We start from the raw sequence: 13,459 nt of genomic DNA, 5'->3' as shown, positions 1-13,459 counted from the left end.
CGTCCTGGGTCACCCGTGCCCCCCGCCGGAGTCCCGGCGGGGGGCCGAAATGGTCGTGCGGCTTTTTACAGAGTCTTCACGGTGCCGCCGTCGATGATGTGGTCGGCGCCCGTGATGTTGCCCGCGACATCCGAGAGCAGGAACGCGATCAGCGCGGCCACCTCGCGCGGCTCGGTGATCCGCCCGGAGGTGATGCCGAACGCCCCCGGGATCGCCTCCAGGAAGGCCGCGTGCTCGGCCCCCGCCGCGGCGGCCACCTTGCCGCCGAATCCGTCCGGGTCCTCCCAGATGGCCGTACGCACGACGCCCGGCGAGACGGTGTTGACCCGCACGCCGCGCGGCCCGAACTCCTCGGCGAGCGACTTGCCGAGCGCGGTCAGGGCCGCCTTGGCGGCGCTGTAGGCGACGGGGCCGGCGGCCGGCAGCCTGGAGTTGATGGACGACACGTTCACCACCGACCCGCGCCGCTCGATCAGGCTCGGCAGGGCGGCCCTGGTGGCGCGGACGGCGCTGAGCAGGTTGACGTCGAAGATGGCGGCCCACGCCGCGTCGCCGGTGTCGAGGAACCCGACGGGCTCGACGGCGTCCCCGCCACCGACGTTGTTCACCAGCAGGTCGATGCCGCCCAGCTCGGCGAGCGCGGTGTCGATGAGGGTGGCGACCCCTTCGGCGGTGCCCAGGTCGGCCGCCACCGCGATGGCCCCTGACTTGTCCAGTTCGGCGGTGATGGTGCGGGCCGCGCCGACCACCCGTACCCCCTCGCTGATCAGGGTCTCGACGGTGGCCAGCCCGATGCCCCGGCTCGCGCCGGTGACGACGGCGGTCTTGGAGGCGAGGTTGAGTTCCATGGGAATGCTCCAATTCTTTAACTGCAGGTACAAAATAAGGGCGCAGTGGGCTGAGGGAAGGGACAGTGAATGGGTCAGAGGGAGTCGACGACCCCGTCGATCACCCGGTAGAGGCGGTCCGGGCCGTCGGCGACGCGCGCCAGCAGGCGCATGCCGACCACGGTGTTCGCCAGCAGGCTCCCGATCGCCCGGGCGTCGCGGCCGGCGTCGATCTCACCGGCGCGCTGGCCCTCCTCGACGAGCGCGCGGAAGGCGTCCTCCGAGCGGTCGAGCATGCGCCGTACGAGCTCGGCCGCGCTCTCGTCGGCCCGCCCCAGCTCGGCCGCCGTGTTCACGGCCATGCAGCCGCGCTGGTCGGGATCGGACAGGTCCATCTCGCAGAGGAGGCGCAGCACGTTGCGCAACCGCTCCTTGACGGGCCCCGGCCGCTCCAGCATCTCGACGAGCGCCGTCGCCTGGCTGTCGCGGTAGCGCTTCAGCGCCGCCTCGAACAGGGCGTGCTTGCTGCCGAAGGTGTTGTAGAGGCTGCCCTTGCCGATGCCGAGCGCGTCCACCAGGTCCTGCGGCGTGGTGCCGCCGTATCCCTTGCGCCAGAACACGTCCATGGCGCGATCGACGGCCACGTCCGGATCGAACTTTTTCGGCCTCCCCATGGCACTGACGCTAGCACCTTTTGGACCTGCGGGTCAAAATCGCGGATGCTCAGGAGTCGCCGCGCGGCGCGTACCGGTCGAGGACGGCGCGGGCGGTGGCGGCCATGGCCTCGTCCACCATGTCGCCCTCGAACGTCACCGCCCCCGCCCCGCCGGCCTGGGCCGCCTCCACGGCCGCGACCAGCCGGGCGTAACGGGCCAGCTCCTCGGGCGACGGCGAGAAGACCTCGTTGATGACCGGCACGTGGGAGGGGTGGATCGCCATCATGCCCTCGTAGCCGAGCGCGCGGTTCTGCTCGGCGAAGGCCCGCAGCCCGTCCAGGTCGCCGATGCCCGTCCACAGGCCCGCGACCGGGTTGGGCGTCTCGGCCGCGCGCGCGTCCAGGAGCACCCGGGAGCGCAGGCCGAGCGTGCTGTCCAGGCTCCACCGGTAGCCGACGGCCCGCGCCACGTCGCCGCCCGGCGCCGTCACCGCCCCCAGGTAGGCGACGCGGCCCGCGGCCCCCGCCACCTCGTACGCGCCGCGCAGCGCGGAGGCGGTCTCCAGCAGCGGCACCAGGGCGACGTGCCCGTACGGCAGGCCGCGCTCGCGTTCGCACCAGCCGAGCAGCCGGTCGGCGAGTCGCACGTCGTCGGGGCCCGCCACCTTGGGCAGCACCACTCCGGCGAGCCGCTCGTGCGTGACGGCCCGCAGCTCGCCGGCCGCCGCCCAGCCGTCCAGGGGATTGACCCGGACGAACAGCGCCATCCGCCCGGAGAAGCCGGCGACGGCCTCGGCCACCAGGCGGCGCGCCTCCTCCTTGCCGCTGTCCGGGACCGCGTCCTCCAGGTCGAGGATCGCCGCGTCGGCCCCGGCCGCCTCCGCCTTGGCCAGCCAGTCCGTCCGCGTGCCCGGCACGAACAGCAGGGAGCGGAGGGGCGGCCGCCGCTCAGATGACACCGTGCCGCTCCAGGTCCGCCAGCTCGTCCTCGCCCAGCCCGAGCCAGTCGTGGTAGACGAGGTGGTTGTCCTGCCCGAGCGCCGGGCCGGTCCGCCAGACCTTCCCCGGGCTGCGGTGGAAGTGCGGGATCACGCCCTGCATGCGTACCGGGCCGAGGTCGGCGTCGTCGACCGTGATGACGTCGCCGCGCTCGGCGTAGACCGGGTCGGCGACGATGTCGGCGGCGGTGAACACCCGGGAGGCCACCACCTCCGCGCGGGCGAACTCCTCCAGGCACTCGCCGGTGGTCCGCGCGGCCACCCATTCGCGCAGGCCCTTGTCCAGCCGCTCGCGTCCCGCGTACTGCTGCGCCGACGTGGCGAACTCCTCCTCGGGCAGGCCGAGCAGCCGCGCCACGTTCCGCACCGAGCGGAGCGTCGCGGACGTCACCGTGATCCACTCGCCGTCGCCCGACCGGTAGGTGTTGATCACCGCGGCGGGCGCGACGGCGAGCTGGTTCCCCGCCCGCTCCGGCACCTCGCCGAGCTGGTCGTACGTGATGATCTGCCACTCCACCAGCCGGTACAGCGGCTCGAAGAGGGCCAGGTCGATCCACTCGCCGTCGAAGGCGGGATCGTTGGCGCGGCGGTGCAGCGCGGCCAGCACGGCGTACGCGCCCATCAGCCCCGTCACCGCGTCCCCGTGCGAGAACCCCGTGTGCACGGGCGGCCCGCCCGGGAACCCCGTCAGGTGCACGACCCCGCTCCTCGCCTCGCCCATCTTGCCGAAGCCTGGCTCGTTCGCGCGGGAGGAGGTCGCCCCGAACCCGGAGATCTGCAACAGGATCGCCGCCGGGTTGATCCGGTGCACGGACTCCCAGTCCAGCCCCCAGTCGCGCAACCGACCGGCCCGCAGGGTCACGATCACGACGTCCGCCCAGGCGACGAGCCGGTGGGCGACCTCCCGCCCGGCCTCGTGATGCAGGTCCAGTGTGACCGAACGCTTGTTGCGCCCGGCGACCTTGAACCACAGGGGCACGCCGTCCCGTACCGGACCCATCGCGCGGGCCGCGTCCCCGGCGCCGGGTGCTTCCACGTGCACCACGTCCGCACCCTGGTCGGCCAGCATGGACCCGGCCATCGGCCCGGCCACCACGTGCGCGAACTCCACCACCTTCAGCCCGCGCAGCTGCCCCTGGCCGTCCCCGCCCGTGCCCTGCCCTGTGCCTGCCACCCGCGCGCTCCTTCGCCTCCCGATCGCGATTGCGGTCGTTTCATCCTGCCGAGGGGGTGAAATGCGTGTCCAGCACAAGAAAACCATCATTCAATGCGGTTTACGCATGAATCCTTGGGTTGGGGGAGGGGCTCCATCAGTCGCGGTTCCAGGAGACGCCGGGCGGCAGGTCGCGCAGCTCGCGGCGGAACGTGTCCAGGAGGTCCAGGAACGCCCGAGTCGCCACCGGCAATGTGCGATGGGCGCGTACGACGACGTCCAGGCGGCGGTCCACCACCGGATCGGCGAGCGGCCGGTACACCAGCGGCCCCGCGCTCATCAGTGGCAGCACCAGGGCGGGCATCGCCGACACCCCCAGCCCCGCCGTGACGAGCCCGCCCACCGTGGCGACGCTCCCCGCCTCCGCCGCGAGCGTCACGGAGGCGCCCGCCTGGGCGAAGGCCGCGTCCGTGAGCCGCCGCACGCTCGACTCGGGTCCGACCGCGAGGAACGGCTCCCGCGCCAGGTCCTCCCACGTGACGTGCTCCCGCGCGGCGAGCGGGTGCCCCTCGGGCAGCACGGCGTGGAAGCGATCACGAATGAGGGGACGGTGTTCGAGCTGCTCGGACGCGGCACGACGGTGCTCGAACTGGTCGGACGCCGAGCCCACCGTGGAGATGGCGAAGTCGGCGTCCCCCGACAGCACCCGCCCGAGCACCACCTGCTCCAGCCCGTCCATGATCCGCAACGTCACCGTCGGCCGCCGCAGCCGGAAATCGGAGATCACCCGGGGCAGCAGCACCGCCGCCACCGACGGCAGCGTGGCCACCGCCACCACCCCGGACTCGCCCAGCAGGTAACGTTCCAGCTCCTTCATGCCGGACCGGTGGGCGGAGACGATCTGCTCGGCCACCCGCAGCGTCTCCACCCCCGCCGCCGTCAGCTGCACGTTGCGGGTGTCGCGCTCCAGCAGTTGCGCGCCGAGCAGCCGTTCCAGCTCCGCCACCGCGCGGCTGAGCGACGACTGCGACACGTGCATCTCGGCCGCCGCCCCGGTGAAGCTCGCCGCCCTGGCCACGGCGACGTACGCGGCCAGCAGCCGCAGGTTCGCCTCCATGGCGGTGAGCATAGACCCAACTGTTGCGCAGAATGCATGGATAAATGTTGCTTTGATGCTGGACCTGCGATTTGCTCGCTCGGAAACTCTTCCGTAACACTCCGGCACGTGCCCCCAGCGAGCCGGGCGAGGAAGAAGGCGAACATCGATGCTGGCAGCCCTGGGATTCACCACGATCGTTCTGTTCCTGCTGCTCACCATGACCAAGCGCGTGTCGGTCCTGATCGCCCTGGTCCTGATCCCGGTCCTGGCCGCGCTGGCCGGCGGTTTCGGCGGCGAGCTGGGCGAGATGATCCTCGACGGGCTCGGCAAGGTGGCGCCGACCGGCATCATGATCGCGTTCGCGGTCCTGTACTTCAGCCTGATGATCGACGCCGGGCTCTTCGATCCGCTCATCCGCGGCATCCTGCGCCTGGCCAAGGGCGACCCGCTACGCATCGCGGTGGGCACCGCCGTCCTCACCATGTGCGTGGCGCTCGACGGGGACGGGGCGTCCACGTTCCTCATCACGATCTCGGCGCTGCTGCCCGTCTACCGGCGGCTCGGCATGAGCCCGCTGGTGCTGTCGGGTGTGGTCTGCCTGGGCGCCGGCGTCATGAACCTCATCCCCTGGGGCGGCCCGACCGCCCGCGCCATGGCGGCGCTGAAGCTGGACAGCTCACAGGTGTTCACGCCCATCCTGCCGGCGATGGCGGCGGGCATGGCGTGGGTGCTGGTGGCCTCGTACCTCATCGGGCTCAGGGAGCGCCGCCGTCTCGGCACGCTGCCGTCCGGCGAGGTGCCCGCGGACGGGGCGGGGGAGCGGCCGCTCGGCGAGCCGCTCGGGGGCCGGGCGACCGGCGACGGGCCCGGGACCCTGCGCGCACCCGTCCGCCCCGCCGTAACCGTCTTCAACCTGATCCTCACCCTCGCCCTGCTGGCCGGCCTCCTCCTCCAGGTGATGCCGCTGCCGGTGCTGTTCGTGGTCGGGTTCGCGATCGCCCTGCTGGTCAACCACCCGTCCTGGGACCGCCAGCAGGAGCTCCTGGAGCGGCACGCCAAGAGCGTCGTCCTGGTCACCACGATGATCTTCGCGGCCGGGGTGTTCACCGGCATCCTCACCGGCACCAAGATGATCGGCGAGATGGCCTCCGCGTTCGTCGGCGTCATCCCCGACTCGCTGGGCGGCCACCTGCCGGTGCTCGTGGCCGTCACGGGCATGCCGCTCAGCCTGGTCTTCACCCCCGACGCCTACTACTTCGGCGTCCTGCCGGTTCTCGCCGAGACCGTCAGCGGCTTCGGCGGCGCGCCCGCCGAGGTCGCCAGGGCGGCCATCCTCGGCCAGATGACCACCGGGTTCCCACTCAGCCCGCTCACCGCGTCGACGTTCATCCTGGTCGGGATGAGCGGCGTGCAGCTGGGCGAGCACCAGCGCTTCATCTTCAAGTGGGCCTTCGCCACCACCCTCGTCATGACGGCGATCGCCCTGCTCACCGGCGCCTTCTCCCTCTGATCCCGTTCACCCCTCGCAGAGGATGCTCATGAGACCCGTCACGTTGGTCACCGCGCTCTCAGCCGCCCTCACCCTGACCGGCACCCCCATCCCCGCCGTGGCCTCCGTACCCGCGAACCCGGCCGCCGTCGAAACAGGGCCGGAGCTCCCACCCGACCCCTTCTTCTCCTACGACCGCCCCGCCGAGTACGACGTACACCAGGAACGCGTCAGCGTCCCGCTGCGCGACGGCAGCCACCTGGCCTGCGACCTGCACCGCCCCGCCGCGGAGGGCCGCTTCCCGGTGATCGTCTACGACTACAACGCCTACGACCAGCTGGAGGCCCAGGGCCGGGCCGCCGCGTACTTCGTGACCAGGGGCTACGTCGCCGCCGTCTGCAACGCCCGCGGCTCCGGCGACTCGCCCGGCCACCTGGACCCGTTCAGCCCTCAGGAGCAGCGCGACAACTACGACCTCATCGAATGGCTGGCCGACCAGCCCTGGTCCACCGGCCGGGTCGGCCAGACCGGCGTCAGCTACGGCGGCCACTCCTCCCTCCTCGTCGCCGTCAACAAGCCGCCCCACCTCGAGGCCATCATCCCCGTGGACGGCATCAGCGACTGGTACGAGAACACGATCTACCGAGGCGGCATCTACTCGGCCCGGATCCGCGACTGGCAGCGCTCCACCGCCCCCGAAACCCTCGTGACGTACGCCCAGCACCCGCTCTACGACGACTTCTGGCGCGGGCGCAGCGTCAAGTCCCGCTGGAAGGACCTCGACGTACCCGTCCTGGAGATCGCCGGCTGGTACGACCGCTACCGCCAGGGCATGGTCGACAACTTCCGGGCGCGCAAGCGCAACGTCTGGCTGGTGTCCGGCCCCTGGGTGCACGGCTGGCCGGCCGGACAGCCCGCCGACATCGGCAACGGCGCCTACCTGGCCTGGTGGGACCACTGGCTCGCCCGCCGCCCGGGCGCGCCGCTGCCCGCCGCCAAGGTGACGTCGTACGAGGTGCCGGGCACAGGCTGGCGCCAGTTCGACCACTGGCCGCCCACCGGCACGCACCACGCCCGCCTGAACCTCTCCTCCGACGGCACCCTGTCACCCACCCCTGGAACCTCGGGCACCGGTACGTTCGAGGTCAACACCGAGCCCGCCCCGGGCACCCCCGACGAACGCCTGGAGTTCACCACCGAACCGCTCCCGCGCGACGTCGTCCTGGCGGGCGAGATCCAGGCCCGGATCCGCGCCGCGTTCACGGCCACGGACGGCAACATCGCGGTCGTGGTGCAGGACGTCGCCCCGGACGGGACGGCGACCCGCATCACCCAGGGCTGGCTCAAGGCCAGCCACCGCTTCGGCCACGAGCGCGCGGTCCCGGTACGCCCAGGCAAGCCGTACGGCCTGGACATCCGCACCTGGCCCACCCACTACCGGGTGGCGGCCGGCCACACCGTCCGCGTCACGGTCTCCAGCGACGACTACCCGGAAATCGACTCCGACGCACCGGCAGGCCAGGTCTCGGTGAGGCTGGGCAGCGGCGGCTCGACCATCCGCCTGACCACACTCTGATTCCACCCCCAACGCCGGGTGGCCGGAGGGTGAGATTCCCTCCGGCCACCCGACGCTTGTGTGCGCGGGCAGCATCGGGTGGCCGTGCCTCGTCCTACGCGTGGTGGAAGTTGGCGGCGCCGTAATGGAGCCAGAGCCGGATGCCTTTCGAGCCGACTCTGATCAGCTGGCTTCCCAGGTGCCCCGCCGGCTTTCTCGGGGTGTTCGGATCCTCGGGGCAACCGCGCGCTCAGACGGGAACGTCTCGCTCGGACATTCGGCGCGTCGGAATTCCACGCTTGTCCATCGACGAGCAGCCGGCGGCTCTGGGAAGCGTTCGGCGACCTCGAGCTTTTTGAGAGAGCGGTCCGGATCGCTTCCGAGGCCGGTGCTCCGGGGTAAAGGATCGCTGACGTTGCCGCGCGATGTCAGCTGGATGGGGGAGCGCCCAGCTTGCACGTGAACATCTCGGCGAACCGTCGCTGGGCGATTCTCATGAGCTGGGTGAGGTCGTGGTCCTGGTCTCGGGCCGGGTTCTTCTTCACGTAGATGGTGATGAGCGAGTTCTCGTCACCGCAACGGAACAATGCGCCGGCTGAGCGAAATGGATAGCCGCGGACCTCGTAGTCGTCCATCGATCCCATGCCGAGTTCCCGCGGTAGTTTGACTCGGCCGTTCCCCTTCCCGTTTCGCATCCACTTCTCGACGACGCTCCGCTCGACTGAGCGCTCGTAACCTGTGAGGACGATGCTCTGCACGTCGTTCATGACCGCGCAACTGTCAGCGGTGGCACGCTTGGTGGGGCCGGCCGTGTACCTGCCGGTGTAACCGGTCAGATCGGCCACGGCGGCTTCTGGGATGAAATTACATAGGTAAGGCGGACGGTCCGCGATGTCACGCCGCTCTGGCGAAGGTGTAGGAGTCGGTCCGACTGATCCGCTCGCGGTGCATGAAACAGCCGCCATGGCTGTGAGGGCCAGACAGAACCACGCTGTCTGCCGCCTAGTCATCCTCGCCTGCCTTCGTTCCAGGGCCGCCGATGTCGGCCGTGAACTCGTTCGCCCCCACATTGGCTTTCGTCTGGGCGCTCCCGAAGTCGTCGGGCACCCTGGAATGACGGTCCAGCCAGCTCACGAAGTTGTCGTACTCATATCGAGTCATCCGGTGCGGGGCTTTGACCCGTGGCGGATCGCCCTCCACGAAGGGCTGCTCCTTCAGACCGTCGCGATCGTAGTAATCGTGGGCGACAGAGGACGACTCGAGCATCTGCTTCACCATCTGTTCGGCGGCCTTCTGATCGGACGCGGCCGTACCGAAACCCTTGGCCGTCTTCCCGCCGGCGTGCCCGGCCTTTTCCACCAGCCAGTTCCCGGCCTTCGCGTAGCCGTCCTTGACGAAGTTCTCATAGATGGTGTCCGCCACCTTGAGCCCTACCTTGCCCACCTGCCCGGCGAACGGAACGGGAACGAGCCCGATGCCGTTCTCCACCATTTTCTTGAAGGCCGAGTCCGCGGCGTCGGCCTCCTTGCCCCGGCCGACCAGTGCCAGCTTGCGGGCCTCCAGCAAATGTCCCAGGGCCTTGGAATCATTCGTGATGACGTTCTGCAGGAAGGTGTTGTCGTGCGCCGCGATCGCCTGGTCGATCCGGCCCCGCATGTGTGCGATCTGCCCGAAGAGCAGGGCCTGATATCCCTTTTCGTCGGCGGCCACGTCGAGCAGGACGAGATCGATATCGGGCGGGCTGAACTCCGCGATCGGCCGCCCGTTGACGATGCCCGTGAGCTCCCCGTCCTTGGCCCGCGCGTAGTTCTTGTAGTACGAGCTGACGATGTCGTCCGTGTGCTCGGCGAGGATGCGGCCCATGTTGTCGCGGATGCCGGAGAGCCGATCGAGCTCCGACGGATCCTTGATCTCGAGTTCTCCGGCGTCGTTGAACGACACGTGTGGCTTGACCACGTCGGCGAGGATCTGGCCGGCCGTGACGGCCAGTCGCTTGGAGTCGGCGTCGGCGCCCTTCATCGCGGCCTCCATCGCCGCCCCCAGCGATTCGCCGCGATCGCCCATCTCCCACTGCGGCCGCCGGTCGCTCAGCAGATATTTCAGCAGGTCCCTGCTGTCGAGCAGCGCCTGCGCGCGCTCTCTCGACGTGCCGGCGATCGTCATCAGCGCGGCGATCGGATCGGCGGCGCCGATGGCGTCGGAGCCTTGGAACGGGCGCGTGTCGATGGGCGCCGGCAGGTTGTAGACGTCGGTGTCCTTGGGCAGGAAACGCTCGCGATGCTCCTTCAGGTAGTCGCGGTCCCAGCGGATCATGTCCTGGCCGATGGTCTTCATGAACCACTCGCTGTACGCCTGCTTCGGCGCAGCGGCGAGGATCTGGCCGAGCGACCAGTAGCCGGCATTCGTCAGCCCGCCCATGTCCGGGGCCGGGATCTCCGTGCGCCCCTGCCGTTTCAGTTCCTTCATGAACCTCCGGCCGAGATGTGTGTCCTTGGTCGCGTCGGTGGCGGCGGCGAGCGCCGTGCTCAGCATGGACAGGACGTCGCGGTTCTGCCGCCGGATGGGCTCGGCCGTATCGCGATCGGCGTCGAGCGCCTTGCGGACCCGTGTCCCCATGGCGGCGGGGATCGTGAGGAGGGCCTGCGGGCCGATCTGTTCGAGGAGGGCGGTGGCGAAGGCCGGGTCGGAGAGTCGCTCCTTGTAGGCGGCGAGCTTGTGGAGCGCGCCGGCGTCCCCGCGGGCGGCGGCCGCGAACAGCGGGGCCGCCTGCGCCGCCTCGGCACGCACCTTGGCCGGGATCATTCGGGACTCGTCGATCCGCGTCAACCCGGGAGGGACGAGCGCGCCGGGCATGGGGTTGCCGAACACGTCCACGTCGACCTTTTCGGCCTCGTACGCGAGATCGCGCCGCCGGTAGAGGTCGGGAGCCTGGTCCGTCAGCCACTGCCCTATCCGGCCGATCGCCGCCGCTCCCGGGTGCGTGAGTCCGACCTCGTTCAGAATCGCCCGGAGTTGTGCCGCGCATTCGGTCAGGCCTTTTCCTGCGTTTTGTACGCCGTACCCGAGTTGGTGCATTTCCCCGGCGTCGATCGAGGAGAAGGTCATTCGTCTCTCGGCCCCATCACGGTCAGGTCGGAAATCGATTCGTGCAGGTGGTCGATGACCCCGCGTAGCCCGCGCCACAGTTCGGCACGGTGATGCGCCAGGTCGTCGGCGAACCTGTCGGCGACCGGCCCCGTCCACGTGCGCCCGTTCGACATCTGCAGCAGCGGCCGGTCCAGGGAATGCCAATGCTGGTCGGACAATTCCTGCGCGCGCCGCAGCGCGCTCATCAGCTCAGCACGAGTCGCCATGAGGACCTCCCACCGAAGTGGTACGCAAGACGTGCCCCCCAAGTCTCACATCGGTTCCGGTTCACTTTGTCACGCTGTCATTCCGGCGTCATGCTGCCGGAGGAAAACGGTATTCCCTCCCGGCGCAGTTCGCGCCTTCGAGGAAAGGCGTTGGCGGCCCGGACGGCAGGAGGGATATCGGCCGATCCACCCGCTACGGACGAAAACGAGTTGTGCGGCTGACCAGGATGGATGCCATGGACCGGCAACTGATCAGCGCCATCGCACATCGTGACCATCCCATCGCCGCCCCCGTCTCGGAGGCCAATCTCGACCGGTTGCTCCGCCGGGCGTCGCTGCCGGAGCAGGCACGCGTCCTCGACCTGGGCTGCGGCGAGGCCGAGTGGTCGCTGCGCGCGCTCGAACTCCTGCCGTCCGCCGTCGCCGACGGAGTGGACATCTCCGAGCGGGCCCTGGCATCGGCGGCCGAGTCGGCCACCGCCCGCGGCCTCGCCGACCGGCTGTCACTGCACCGGATGCCCGCCGCCGACTTCGTGGCCGCGCAACCGTACGACCTGGCGCTCTGCGTGGGCTCGACCCACGCGTTCGAAGGGTTGAAGGGCACGATGGCCGCCGCTGCTCGGTTCGTCCGGCCTGGCGGGCTCGTGCTGGTCGGTGAGGGTTTCTGGGAACGCGAACCCGCCCCGGAGGTCGTGGCGGAGATCGGCGCGTACCCCGATCTGGCCGGTACGGTGGCGGCCGCCGAGTCAGGCGGCTGGCTGACCGTCTACGCCCACGTGAGCACCCGAGAGGAGTGGGACGAGTACGAATGGTCGTGGACCGGCACTCTGGCCCGCTGGGCCGCCACCCACCCCGGCCCGGACGGCGACCAGGCTCTCGCCGTCATGCTTGAGCACCGCGAGATGTGGCTCAACGGCTACCGCGACCTCCTCGGCTTCGCCACCCTCCTGCTCCAGCGCGTGTGAGCCCAGCCACCGGATCACCACGGAGTCGGTCAAGAGTGCGGCGTTGCGGCGGCCGGCCACGTGCGGGTCAGAGGGCGTCTTCCTGGAGGTCCTGAGCACGTGCGGTGGGTGGCGGCCCACTCGGCCCCGCCGTACCTCATGATGATCTTTGCACCGTGGCCGCCAGCCAAAGGACGGCTGACGGCATCGCCCGGATCGATGCGGACGAACTGCCGGTCGGCCGCGGGACCGGGCGACAGGGCCGGCCGCACACTCTGGCGTCGACCAGGGTGTGCGGCCGTCGAAGGCGAACGCCTCGCCGGCCCAGCGCCGTGAACGACCGGTCCGGTTCCGCGCGCCCTAGTGTCCCGGCCGCGCCGACATCGTGGGGGTGGTGAACCGCTCCGGGTCGGTGGCGGATCTGGTCAGCGCGCCGACATACAGGAAGGTGTTGGTCGGGGGTTGGCCCGGTGCGGTGGTGGATCCGGCGAGGAAGCCGTTGATGTGCTGTCCGTCGTCGGTGACCAGCGCCCAGTAATACAGCGAACGGTCACCGTTCGCGGTGTGGCAGGTCTGCGTGTCGGGATCGAGTTCGGCGGTGTTGCCGCGCACGACGAGTGTCCAGTCACAGCCGTCCGGCGTGTGCGCGTTGATCTTGCCGCGATCATGGCGCGTGCCGCTGAATCGAACGGTGCCCTGCTCCGGGTAGACCGTGCCCTTGTCGGTGGAGACGACGTTGGTGAGGGTGCGGAAGTCCGCCGGGTCGTAGTCGTAGTCGCCGAGGAACCGCTGGACGAACCTGCCGTTGTGCCGGCCGCCGGTCACCTTGGTGCGGGAGCCGGAACTCATGGTGCCGATGAGATCCACCCCGTTGGGCTGATGGCTGACGGTCACGATCGACTCCGTCTCGTGGTCGCCCTTCACCTGGACGGACCACTTCGTGATGTTGCCGGGGGAGCCGACCGCCCGGTTGGTGCACTCCTGGGTCGTGGACGACAACTCCAGCCCGGTGCGCTGGACGCGGAAATTCCAGGTGCAGCCTCCATCGGTTTGTCCGTTGACCGTCCCGCCGGGGCCTGGGGAGAACACCACCCAGCCCACCTGGGGCACCTGCAGCGGCAGCGGTAGTTGCGGGTCGCACTGGCCGCCGCCGTCGGGGCAGGCCAGCACATCGATGTTGTTCAGGGTGGCGGCATCGGGCTGGTCGTAGTTCCACATGCCGTAGTACTTCGCCGCGTTCGTGCCAGTGGCCGCCGATGCGGTGGTCGATCCGTACGGCGCCGCCGTCGCGACGGCGAAGATCGCGGCAACGGCCGCCAGGAGGCCGAGCGAGGTTCGCGCAGCGATCGCGCAGGATCGTGCGAACCGAGAAAGAGGTGACATGAG

12 protein-coding genes are annotated in these 13,459 nt (G+C 70.1%); 3 read left to right on the top strand and 9 right to left on the bottom strand.

Translation table 11 applies throughout. The features are described from left to right. Positions 1-65: 65 nt before the first annotated feature. The 5 genes from FH608_RS00570 to FH608_RS00550 form a co-directional block, all read right to left on the bottom strand. Positions 66-848, bottom strand: a complete 783-nt coding sequence (locus FH608_RS00570; protein ID WP_139627737.1) for an oxidoreductase — start codon at positions 846-848, stop codon at positions 66-68. A gap of 74 nt (positions 849-922) precedes the next feature. Beyond that, positions 923-1,501: a TetR/AcrR family transcriptional regulator gene (locus tag FH608_RS00565; RefSeq protein WP_139627736.1), complete on the bottom strand. Its 579-nt coding sequence runs from the start codon at positions 1,499-1,501 to the stop codon at positions 923-925. 49 nt (positions 1,502-1,550) lie between these two features. Then, positions 1,551-2,441 carry an HpcH/HpaI aldolase/citrate lyase family protein gene (locus FH608_RS00560; protein ID WP_139627735.1) on the bottom strand — a complete coding sequence of 297 codons (891 nt, stop codon included), beginning with the start codon at positions 2,439-2,441 and terminating at the stop codon, positions 1,551-1,553. Continuing rightward, positions 2,431-3,654: a CaiB/BaiF CoA transferase family protein gene (locus tag FH608_RS00555; RefSeq protein WP_226898831.1), complete on the bottom strand. Its 1,224-nt coding sequence runs from the start codon at positions 3,652-3,654 to the stop codon at positions 2,431-2,433. Before FH608_RS00555 ends, FH608_RS00560 begins: the two co-directional genes overlap by 11 nt. A 136-nt stretch (positions 3,655-3,790) precedes the next feature. Beyond that, positions 3,791-4,750 carry a LysR family transcriptional regulator gene (locus tag FH608_RS00550; RefSeq protein WP_139627734.1) on the bottom strand — a complete coding sequence of 320 codons (960 nt, stop codon included), beginning with the start codon at positions 4,748-4,750 and terminating at the stop codon, positions 3,791-3,793. A gap of 148 nt (positions 4,751-4,898) precedes the next feature. On the opposite strand from FH608_RS00550, the gene FH608_RS00545 reads away from it, so the two are divergent. Both FH608_RS00545 and FH608_RS00540 read left to right on the top strand, forming a co-directional pair. Next, complete coding sequence (locus tag FH608_RS00545) at positions 4,899-6,242, top strand: CitMHS family transporter (RefSeq protein WP_139627733.1); 1,344 nt, start codon at positions 4,899-4,901, stop codon at positions 6,240-6,242. 28 nt (positions 6,243-6,270) lie between these two features. Next, a complete protein-coding gene (locus FH608_RS00540) occupies positions 6,271-7,797 on the top strand; it encodes a CocE/NonD family hydrolase (protein ID WP_139627732.1) in 1,527 nt (508 codons plus the stop codon). A gap of 407 nt (positions 7,798-8,204) precedes the next feature. On the opposite strand, the gene FH608_RS00535 is transcribed toward FH608_RS00540, so the two are convergent. From FH608_RS00535 to FH608_RS00525, 3 genes are all read right to left on the bottom strand, one after another. Further along, complete coding sequence (locus tag FH608_RS00535) at positions 8,205-8,621, bottom strand: hypothetical protein (RefSeq protein ID WP_139627731.1); 417 nt, start codon at positions 8,619-8,621, stop codon at positions 8,205-8,207. Between the two features lie 157 nt (positions 8,622-8,778). Further along, the gene (locus tag FH608_RS00530) at positions 8,779-10,881 is read right to left on the bottom strand and encodes a DUF6571 family protein (RefSeq protein ID WP_139627730.1); all 2,103 of its coding nucleotides are present in this window, start codon (positions 10,879-10,881) and stop codon (positions 8,779-8,781) included. Then, a complete protein-coding gene (locus FH608_RS00525) occupies positions 10,878-11,129 on the bottom strand; it encodes a hypothetical protein (RefSeq protein ID WP_139627729.1) in 252 nt (83 codons plus the stop codon). The genes FH608_RS00530 and FH608_RS00525 overlap by 4 nt, the downstream gene beginning before the upstream one ends. Positions 11,130-11,365: 236 nt before the next feature. Between FH608_RS00525 and FH608_RS00520 the strand changes: the two genes are divergently transcribed. Further along, positions 11,366-12,094 (top strand): SAM-dependent methyltransferase, encoded by a 729-nt coding sequence (locus FH608_RS00520; protein ID WP_139627728.1) that lies wholly within the window; start codon positions 11,366-11,368, stop codon positions 12,092-12,094. 339 nt (positions 12,095-12,433) lie between these two features. Here FH608_RS00520 and FH608_RS00515 read toward each other — a convergent pair whose 3' ends face one another. Beyond that, complete coding sequence (locus FH608_RS00515) at positions 12,434-13,456, bottom strand: hypothetical protein (RefSeq protein WP_139627727.1); 1,023 nt, start codon at positions 13,454-13,456, stop codon at positions 12,434-12,436. Between the last annotated feature and the right edge of the window lie 3 nt (positions 13,457-13,459).

This window comes from Nonomuraea phyllanthi, assembly GCF_006334985.2.
Classification (GTDB): Bacteria; Actinomycetota; Actinomycetes; order Streptosporangiales; family Streptosporangiaceae; genus Nonomuraea; species Nonomuraea phyllanthi.
The sequence above is the reverse complement of the archived record's forward strand: the minus strand, read 5'-3'. Positions and strand labels throughout refer to the sequence as shown.